Source organism: Thermococcus sp. (genome assembly GCF_015521605.1).
In the GTDB taxonomy this organism is placed as follows: domain Archaea; phylum Methanobacteriota_B; class Thermococci; order Thermococcales; family Thermococcaceae; genus Thermococcus.
The window spans coordinates 57,445-66,345 of the sequence record NZ_WANV01000031.1; the positions used below are offsets into that span (position 1 = coordinate 57,445).

At 56.4% G+C, this 8,901-nt stretch carries 7 protein-coding genes; 3 read left to right on the forward strand and 4 right to left on the reverse strand.

Annotated elements, in window-relative coordinates:
• Positions 1-60 precede the first annotated feature (60 nt).
• The gene (locus F7C11_RS07430) at positions 61-636 is read left to right on the forward strand and encodes a phosphatase PAP2 family protein (RefSeq protein WP_297092482.1); all 576 of its coding nucleotides are present in this window, start codon (positions 61-63) and stop codon (positions 634-636) included.
• Positions 633-1,094: a COG2426 family protein gene (locus F7C11_RS07435; protein ID WP_297092484.1), complete on the forward strand. Its 462-nt coding sequence runs from the start codon at positions 633-635 to the stop codon at positions 1,092-1,094. The genes F7C11_RS07430 and F7C11_RS07435 overlap by 4 nt, the downstream gene beginning before the upstream one ends.
• 12 nt (positions 1,095-1,106) lie before the next feature.
• On the opposite strand, the gene F7C11_RS07440 is transcribed toward F7C11_RS07435, so the two are convergent.
• Entirely contained in the window at positions 1,107-2,387 is a 1,281-nt protein-coding gene (locus tag F7C11_RS07440; RefSeq protein WP_394354845.1) for an MFS transporter, read from the reverse strand.
• A gap of 206 nt (positions 2,388-2,593) precedes the next feature.
• Between F7C11_RS07440 and F7C11_RS07445 the strand changes: the two genes are divergently transcribed.
• Complete coding sequence (locus F7C11_RS07445; RefSeq protein ID WP_297092488.1) at positions 2,594-3,796, forward strand: MFS transporter; 1,203 nt, start codon at positions 2,594-2,596, stop codon at positions 3,794-3,796.
• A 4-nt stretch (positions 3,797-3,800) separates the two neighbouring features.
• Here the strand turns inward: F7C11_RS07445 and F7C11_RS07450 are convergent, their stop codons facing one another.
• The 3 genes from F7C11_RS07450 to F7C11_RS07460 all read right to left on the reverse strand — a co-directional run.
• On the reverse strand, positions 3,801-6,212 hold the full coding sequence (locus F7C11_RS07450; protein WP_297092490.1) for a plasma-membrane proton-efflux P-type ATPase: 2,412 nt from the start codon (positions 6,210-6,212) through the stop codon (positions 3,801-3,803).
• Between the two features lie 94 nt (positions 6,213-6,306).
• On the reverse strand, positions 6,307-7,629 hold the full coding sequence (locus tag F7C11_RS07455; RefSeq protein ID WP_297092491.1) for a TldD/PmbA family protein: 1,323 nt from the start codon (positions 7,627-7,629) through the stop codon (positions 6,307-6,309).
• A gap of 10 nt (positions 7,630-7,639) precedes the next feature.
• A partial coding sequence (locus F7C11_RS07460) for a TldD/PmbA family protein (protein WP_297092493.1) occupies positions 7,640-8,901 on the reverse strand: 1,262 nt, incomplete at its 5' end.

The window sequence follows — 8,901 nt, forward strand, 5'->3', positions numbered from 1 at the left end:
CCGTCGGTGCCCCTCTCCCACGGAAAAGCTTTTTTACCGTCTCGACCTTCTTAGAGTGCCATGAAGCGGTTCAAACTCGGGAACGATTTCATCGCCCTCACAGTGGTCCTCTTTGTGATCCTCTCCCTCCAGGCACTCGGGGCCTTCAGGGGGGTAAACGAGTGGGTTAACTTGGCCCTTCCGATGATAGACACTCCTCTGATGAACTTTCTGACGGCACTTGGGGGCGACGTATTCCTGGCGCTCTTCGTGGCCTTTGCCCTCCTGACCGAGTGGAGGGAGAGCGGCAGGGTTTCCCGGAACACGCTGGTTTTCATCCTCGCCGTTGCCGTCGGCCTTGCCGCCGTTGGTGCACTTAAGTTTCTCTTTGCAGAACCCAGGCCGAGACCATACGGGCCAGGAATAGGGGGCTACGCCTTTCCCTCCGGCCATACCTTCAGGGCAGCGATAATAGCGGCCTACGCCTCCGACCGCTGGAAGAGGTACGCCCCAATCGCGTGGGCCTACGCAGTTGGAATTGCTCTCACAAGGCTCTTCCTTCACTATCACTGGTTCAGCGACGTCCTCTTCAGCCTGCTCTTCGCCCCCTGGCTCTACCTCCTGCTGAAATCGCTCCTCGGGGTGGACTCGGAATGAACAGCTTTCTTGAGGTTTTCCTCCTCTCGCTGATACCGACCTTCGAAGGAAGGTACGCGATAGTCTACGGCATAGGTATGGGCTATCCCCTCTGGGAGACGCTTTTAGCGGCTTCCCTCGGCGTCCTGACGCTCTCGCTTTTCCTCCCCGCGGTTTTGCCCCACATAGACCGCTTTATGCTCTGGCTCGAAAAAACGCCCCTGCGTAAGGTGGCGCACCTCTACCTTTACTACATCGAGCGCGTCAGGAGGAAGGCTCATCCCTACGTCGAGAAGTGGGGCTTCATCGGGCTGACGATATTCGTGGCTATCCCGCTCCCGGGAACCGGCGTCTGGACCGGCGCTCTGGCGGCCTACCTGCTTGCCATAGAAAAGAAACAGACGGTTCCAGCTCTGATCCTCGGCGGTCTTCTGAGCATGGCGATAACTCTGGGGCCGGCATTGGGGCTGTTTGGGTGAAAGAGGGAAAAATCAAGCAAGCTCCTTTCCCATCGTCTCCTCTCCCAGCGCCAGGACGTCCAGAGCGCCGATTATCGCAACGACGGCTATAACCAGAACCGCCAGGGCGGCGCTCCCGACTTCCATTATCCTCCCCGCGAGTATCGGCGCTATTCCGCCGCCTATCCTGGCCATCGCCCCGGCCCAGCCCGTCCCGGTGCCCCTGACGGCCGTTGGATATAGCTCCGGCGTGTAGGCGTATATCGCACCCCAGGCGCCGAGGTTGAAGAAGCTGAAAGCTATGGCGCTCGCGATTATCGCCGTCTCGTTCCCTGAGTTGGCCGCGAAGTAGAAGCCGACGCCCGCTATTCCAGAGAGGAGCAGGTAGTAGGAGAGCGTCTTCTTCCTGCCAATCCTTTCGAGTAGGTAAGCGGCGCTCCAGTAGCCCGGGAGCTGGGCTATTGCCGTTATTATGAAGTACTGGAAGCTCCTGAAAACCGTTATGCCAAGCGTCGCGGAGAGGAACCTCGGTAGCCAGATGAAGAAGCCGTAGTAGGCGAAGGCTATGCTGAACCACGCGATGGTGAGCATGAGTGTCGTTTTACCGTAGCGCCTCCAGAGGTCCCCGACCGATACCTTCCCGGCCGCTTTGGGCATTTCGAGCTTTACGCTCACTCCGAATATCTCCCTGAGGGTCTCCTCCGCCTCTTTAACGCGCCCCTTGGTTAGGAGGAAGCGCGGCGACTCGGGAAGGGTGAGGAGAAGGGGCAGGATCAGGATTATCGCCCCGCCGAAGAGGAGTATGCTCCTCCAGTCGGCTTTAACCAGCAGGGCCACGACGCCGATTATTATCGTTCCGACAGCCCAGAAGCTCTCCAGGATTGAAATCATAGCTCCCCTTATCGAGCGGGGCATGAACTCGGCGAAGTATGAACTCGCAACCGGGAGGGAACCTCCAAGGCCGAGGCCGACGATGAAGCGCAGGACTATGAGCTGGTCGAGGTTGCCGGCGAACGAGCTCACTATAGAGCCGAGGGAGAAGGTCGAAACCGCGAGAACCAGCGTCTTCTTCCTCCCAATCCTGTCCGCGAGATATCCGAAGAGCCACGCTCCAAAGAGCATTCCAAAGAGCGCCGCGGAGCCGAGAGAGCCGAGCTTCGTCAGGCTTCCCTGAAATGCCGGGTCGTTCTTGAGCAGGGCTATGACGAACCCCGCCGAGATGGTGTTCACCGCTATGAACGCCCACACGGTCCCGAGGATCGCGAGGAGGGTGTAGTGGAACTTATTCAACCGGGAGTTCTCTATGACCTCCATCTTCCTATCACCCGACTTCATTTGCATGAAGAAGTTTTTAAGCGTTTTCTCGGCCGTTCCGTCTTGTTACGCAGATTTGGGCAATTTTCCGGAGATTTCGGGAAGTAACGTGACTCCTGGTTCTTTGATGCTGGAGATTATGGTCGTTGCGTCATTCAAAAACCTTAAATCCTTCAGATGGGCAACTTCCTATCCCGGGTGGTGAAATGAACCTGCTCAGGAGGTATAGACTTCTCTTCCTCCTCATGAACACGGGCTTCATCGGAAACCTCACGGTCATCTACTACCTCTCGAAGGGCATTACCTACGGCCAGATCGGCCTTGTGAGTGCAGTCTCCGCGCTGGGCTTCTTTCTCTTTGAGGTTCCGACCGGCGTCGTGGCCGACAAGGTGAGCAGGAAGACCAGCGTGCTGATCGGGATGGCGTTATTCTCCCTTGGCACGGTCATCCTGATCCTCCTCAGGAACTTCCCAATGCTCGTTGCCTACGCCGTTATTTCGTCACTCGGGGCGACATTCGTTAGCGGTAGCCTTCAGGCGTGGCTCTTTGACAACCTGAGGCACTTGGAGATGGAAAAACGATACCGCGAGGTCATGAGAGACGTCAAGACCCTGACCCTGGTTTTCTCCGCGTTTTCAATCCCAACTGGCGCCTTCCTGGCGCAGTTCTACGGCTTTACCCTGCCCCTAGTCATGACGCTCATCATGGAGCTGGGCGCTCTCCTGACGGCGCTCTCGATACCCGAATATGAGTTCAAAAAGCCTGAGGTCTCATACCACCTACACGTCCTCGGCTCCGCCAGAGAGCTCTTCAAGGGTGATCTCCTACCTTTAGTCCTCATCTCAATCTCCGTGACGGTGTCCATAAACCAGTTTCGGAAGTTCTTCGAGCCCTACCTCGGGGGGATTCTCGCGGAGAGCCTTGGAACGACCATCATGGGCACTCTCGGAGTGCTCGGCGTCGTCGAGGCTCTGATCAAAACTCTTCCACGGCTTGTCGGAGTTAGGCTCGGAAAAAAGTGGAGCGTTAGGGCCTACGAGCTCGCCCCCGTCGCTATACCTGTCTTCACGGTTCTCTCAGTGCTCTTTCAGAACCCTATTTTTATTATCCTGCTTGGAGTCCTCGCAACGGTCCTCAACACGGCCTTCGGCTTCAACGTCTCCGTTGAGTTCCAGCACAGGATACCGAGCGAAAAGAGGGCAACCGTTCTCTCCATTAACATGATGTTCTCCGCCCTTGTGATGGCCGCGTTTTATGCAGTTTACGGCTTTGCCGTGGACATGGCTGGCCTGGGGGAGGCCAGACTGATTTTTGCGGTAATCCTGCTTGTGGTGGGTGTTGCGTTCAAGATAGCAAGCCTCGGCCCATTCGGGGAGCCCCTGAAGCTGAGACATCTGGCTGAGGACTGAGCGCTCAAAGACCTTCCATGCGCTTCAACACCATGACTTTGGCCTCGTCTATCACCAGCATCCATACCAGCGCGTATGCCCATATTAACCCCGCGAGCTTCCAGCCTATCGGGGTTACGAAGATTCCGTAAACAACGACCAGCGTGGCGAGTACCTTAGTTATTATAGCGGACCAGAGGAGGAGCGGGCTTGGGTATGGCCTCTCCCAGAGGTGTCCCCTAGCTCTTGTGACGAATATCGTTAGGTGCCCCGCCACCGCGAGCTTCAGGAAGATAAATGACTGTATCTCAGGCCTGCTGAGGAGCAGCACCCTCTCGGCTATGTAGAACAAAATGAATGAGCTTATGACTCCGACGAAGCCCAGAAGAGTGGACAGGAGCAGGACCTTGTACATGTTCCACTTAACGGGCTTTTGAGGCGTAACGACGTTGTCGTAGGCTATCGCCAGGATTGGGGCGTCGTTGAAAAGCGCCAGGAGCACTATCATCACTGCCGTTATTGGGTAGAAGTTAAAGACGAGTATCGCGAAGGTTATGAAGAAGAGCACTCTTATGGTCTCCGTAATCCTGTATATGACGTAGCTCTCCATCCTCTGGAAAATTCTCCGTGCCTCCTGTATTGCGTGAGCGATAACGGACAGACCGGGTTGGAGGAGAACTACATCCGCTGCGGCCCTGGCAGCGTCTGTTGCACCCGAAACCGCTATGCCGCAGTTTGCCTTCTTCAGTGCGGGGGCATCGTTGACGCCATCGCCGGTCATCGCAACCAGGTGGCCCCTCCGCTGGAGCGCGTCGACTATGCGGAACTTGTGCTCGGGAAATACCTCGGAAAATCCGTCTGCTTCTTCCACGAGCTTTTCAACCTCTGAGTCCCTTTTCGCCTTCAGGAGCTCGCTCATTGAGACTATCCTCGTACCGAGCCCGAGTATCTTTGCTATGTGCCTGGCTATCGCTATGTGGTCTCCCGTCACCATCTTGACGTTTACCCCGAGGCGGCGCACCTGCTTTATGGCCTTGGGGGCGTCGTCCCTCGGAGGATCGAAGAGGGGGATTATCCCGACGAACTCCCACCTTCCGTTTCTGGTTCTGGCGACACCTAGGGCACGGTAGCCATCTCCTGCCAGCTCATCTACGGTCTCTGTCGCCTTTTTCCGAACCTCCTCGGGGACATCACAGATGTCGAGTATAACCTGGGGCGCACCCTTTGCCACCCTGAAGTTCTCTCCATTGGTTATCTCCGCCTCCGTGCGCTTTATCACTGGGTCGAAGGGGGTAAAGTGCACCTGTTTGAACCTCCTTATGAGTCCCCCGAGGTTGAACCCATCGACCGCCCTCAGAATCGCAAGGTCTATCGGGTCGTTGTCTTCCTCTCTGCTCGCGAGGGCGGCGTAGAGAACGACGTCCTGTTTGGTGTATCCGTTGAACGGCACCGGGTCGCCAACTGTGAGCTCGTTTTTGGTCAGCGTTCCCGTTTTGTCGGAGCAGAGGACATCGACACCTGCCAGCTCTTCTATTGAGACGAGCTTTGTCACGATAGCCTGCCTCTTGGCGAGGTTCAGTGCTCCTATGGCCATCGTTATACTTAGAACCGCAGGCATTGCCGCGGGGATCGCGGCGACGGTCAGCACGAGACTGAAGCGCAGTGCCTCAAGGAGGCTCTCGTGCCGGTGTATTGCGACTAGGAAGACTATCGAGACGAGTATGAGGGAGATTATTATCAGGTAGTCGCCCACCTTGATCACCATCTTCTGGAACGAGCTCACCGTCTCGGCGCTCTCGACAAGCTGCACGGTCTTTCCGAAGTACGTGTTGAGTCCCGTTCCCGTCACGACTGCGGTCATCTCTCCCTTTTTCACGAGTGAACCCGAAAACGCTATATCGCCCACCTTCTTCGTGACAGGCAGCGATTCACCGGTAAGGGCGGACTCGTCTACCGTAAGGTAGTCCCCCTCTATGAGCTTGACGTCCGCGGGTATTATATCGCCCATCCTGAGCCTTATTATGTCTCCCGGCACGAGTTCTCTCGCAGGTATGATGCTCCATTTTCCGTCCCGCAGAACGCGCGCCTTCAGCGCCATCTTCTGTTTGAGGAACTCTATAACGTTCTCTGCTTTGTGCTCCTCCCAGAACCCGACGACACCGTTGAGTGCGAGCAGGGTGATGATTATCCAGAAATCTGCCCAGTGCTGTACCACCGCGGAGAGCACGGCGGCAATCTCAATCATCCAGGGGATTGGCCCCCAGAAATAGGACAGAAACTTGATGATGGGGTTGACCTTCTTTTCGGGGATTTCATTGGGTCCGTATTCCTCAAGCCGCTTTCTGGCCTCCTCGGAGGAAAGGCCATCCATGGAGGTTTCGAGGACTTTTAAAACGTCATCAATATCCATGTGTTTGTAATCTGTCTCTACGGGCATTTTTACCCCCAGAATGAGTCGGTCAGAATTTTTTATACAACTTTTGTTACAAAAGTCTAAGTGTTATGCAACTAAGAAAAGAAATATGGGGGCCTCACTTGGTGGCCCTCGTTATGCCAACATTTTCAACCAGCACGTATGGCGTCGAGACGGGCGTGCTGACCTCCCACCAGTGGATGTGGTAGGAATCCCTACCGAGTCCCTTGATTCCCTCAAGGATTCTCTGGAGGTTGTCGCTTACGCGGATGTTCCTTATGGGCTTCAGCTCGCCGCTCTCGACGAGGAATATTCCGTCGCGCGGTATCGTGGAGAAGTCGCCGGCGACGTAGTTCTGGAAGCGGGTGTACCAGACGTTTGTAATGTAGATGCCACGCTTGACCTCGCTGAACAGCTCCTCCCTCGAATAGTTGCCCGGCTCAAGGACGATGTTCCACGCGTGCGGCATTATAAGGCCCGCATTGGCCGTTGTCTCAGCCCCGTACTTCCTCGCCATGCTCGTGTTGAGGAGGAAGGTTTTGAAGGTTCCGTTTTCTATGATGGTAGTTTCCCTCGTGGGAACGCCCTCGTCGTCGAACTTCCTGCTTCCGTAGCCGTTGGGCATGTTGCCGACGTCCTTTATCGTTACTATCTCGTTCGCGACCTTCTGGCCGAGCTTGTTCACCAGGAAGCTGAATCCGGCCTCTGCTGCGTAAGCCGATGTCATGAAGCTCATGTAGCTGAGCAGGTTGGCAAACGCTAACGGGTCAAAGATGACGTCGAACTTCCCTTCCGGCCCCTGCTCAGGGTTCTGGGCGAGTTTGGCTATCTCTCCGGCCTTCCTCCCCGCACTCTCGGGGTCGAACTTCTTGAGAACCCTGACGGAGTTCGTCCCGTGGCCGCTCTCAAGGTCCCCGATGAAGGCTCTGACGCTTATCTCTATGCCCGTCCCCTCGTCGAAAGCCTCCACACCGTTGCTCGTGGTGAGGTAAATCCTGTCGTGGTCGGTGTAGAGAACTCCAGCAACGCGCTTCGCCCCTTCCTCAAGGGCCGCGTTTATGGCTCTCTCCACGTACTCGTTCGGCTCGTCGAGCTCGACGATGGCTTTATCGAAGGTCTCAGGGATGTCTCTATACTCGAACGGACCCTCCGCAATGCCGTAGTAGTCTTCCTTGGGCGCCATCCCCTTCATGTTGCTCAGGAGCGTCTTCAAAGTGCGTTCGATGTTCCCCTCGCTCAGCTCGGTTATCGTCGTTCCGGCAACGCGCTTATCCAGCTCGACGAAGAGCTCGACCTTCCTCTCGTGCCAGTTCTTGGCGACGGTAATCTCGTTGTTGGCGAAGCGAACCTGCCTCCTGTCCCTCTCGTAGCCGAGGACGACAACGTCGCCGAAGCCGAGCTCTTTAGCCTTCTTCAAAATGAACTCATTAACGTCAAACATCTCCACCACCTCAGTACCTCAGCGGTATGTCCCTGAGCCTTGCATGTGCTCCACCCATCCAGACAGGGACGCCCTGGCCGGGTTCGCCCTTGCCGCAGGTTCCGGGGAACATCTCGACCTCTCTTCCTACGGCGTCAACGCTGCTCCAGAGCGCTCTCGTCGTTATCTCAAGGATGGGCCTCCTGACCGGGTGCTTTATCTCGCCGTTCTCGATGAGATACGCTTCCCTGCCTATGTACCTCTGCTGGTATCTGCGGTCATCGATGTTCCACTCGTTGAAGCTCACCATGTAAACGCCGAGCTTCACATCTTCAATCAGCTCCTCAAAGGAGTAATCGCCCGGAGCAAGATAGGTGTTGGCCATTCTCACAATCGGCTCGCGGTTGTAGTTGATCGCCCTTGCCGCGGCATTTGAGCGCTGGCCGAGCTTGGCCGCGTATTCGCGGTTGGTCAGGAACTCGGTGATTATCCCATCCTTGATGAGGTAGCGCGGCCTTGCTTTCACGCCCTCGTCGTCGTAGAGGTAGAAGCCCCAGCTGTTCGGTATCGTCGGGTCTTCGATGACCGTAACTACCTCGCTCCCTATCCTCTCGCCGAGCATATCCGGCTTAACGAAGCTCTCTCCGGCCTGGGCGGCTTCCCTTCCGAATATCCTGTCGGCCTCGTATGGGTGCCCCACGCTCTCGTGGACGGCTATACCTGCTACCTCGGGGCTTATCACGAGGTCAACCTTCCCCTCCGGCGGCTTCTTGCCCTCGTAGATGAGCCTCTTGAGCGCCTGAACGTCCTTGACCGCCCAGTTCCACGGCTCGTCCTTCTCTATGAGCTCTAGACCACCGGAGAATGCCCTCTGAACGAAGGGCGCCTGCTCCATCTGGCCGTTCTCGAAGACGACGAGGTTGTACATCGTCGAGACGCGCGGAATGACGCTCTCGATGAACGCTCCATCGCTGTTGGCTATTATCTTGTGCCACACCTGGTCGGAGTAGCCAAGGTAGCGCATCGGCACGTTCACGCCGGTGGCATTTACCTCCTCCTCGATTTTTCTCAGGAGTTCGAGCTTCTCCTCGGGGGAGACATCGCGGAAGTCCTTGCGCATTTTGACCTCATAGTAGACCTCATGGAAGTCCTCATCGGAAAAGCGAATCGGCTCGTTCCTCACCTTGGAGGCCGCCTTTGCGAGCTTCACAGCCTTCTTAACGGCCTCGGCGATGCTCTCTTTCGTGAGAACATTGGTGCTTGCGAAGCCCATGCCCCCGTCCACGAGAATCC

Excerpts from the sequence above, each read along its gene's own strand:
- F7C11_RS07430 (WP_297092482.1), top strand. The coding sequence starts at position 61 with ATGAAGCGGTTCAAACTCGGGAACGATTTCATCGCCCTCACAGTGGTC.
- F7C11_RS07450 (WP_297092490.1), bottom strand. The coding sequence starts at position 6,212 with ATGCCCGTAGAGACAGATTACAAACACATGGATATTGATGACGTTTTA.
- F7C11_RS07445 (WP_297092488.1), top strand. The coding sequence starts at position 2,594 with ATGAACCTGCTCAGGAGGTATAGACTTCTCTTCCTCCTCATGAACACG.
- F7C11_RS07440 (WP_394354845.1), bottom strand. The coding sequence starts at position 2,387 with ATGGAGGTCATAGAGAACTCCCGGTTGAATAAGTTCCACTACACCCTC.
- F7C11_RS07435 (WP_297092484.1), top strand. The coding sequence starts at position 633 with ATGAACAGCTTTCTTGAGGTTTTCCTCCTCTCGCTGATACCGACCTTC.
- F7C11_RS07455 (WP_297092491.1), bottom strand. The coding sequence starts at position 7,629 with ATGTTTGACGTTAATGAGTTCATTTTGAAGAAGGCTAAAGAGCTCGGC.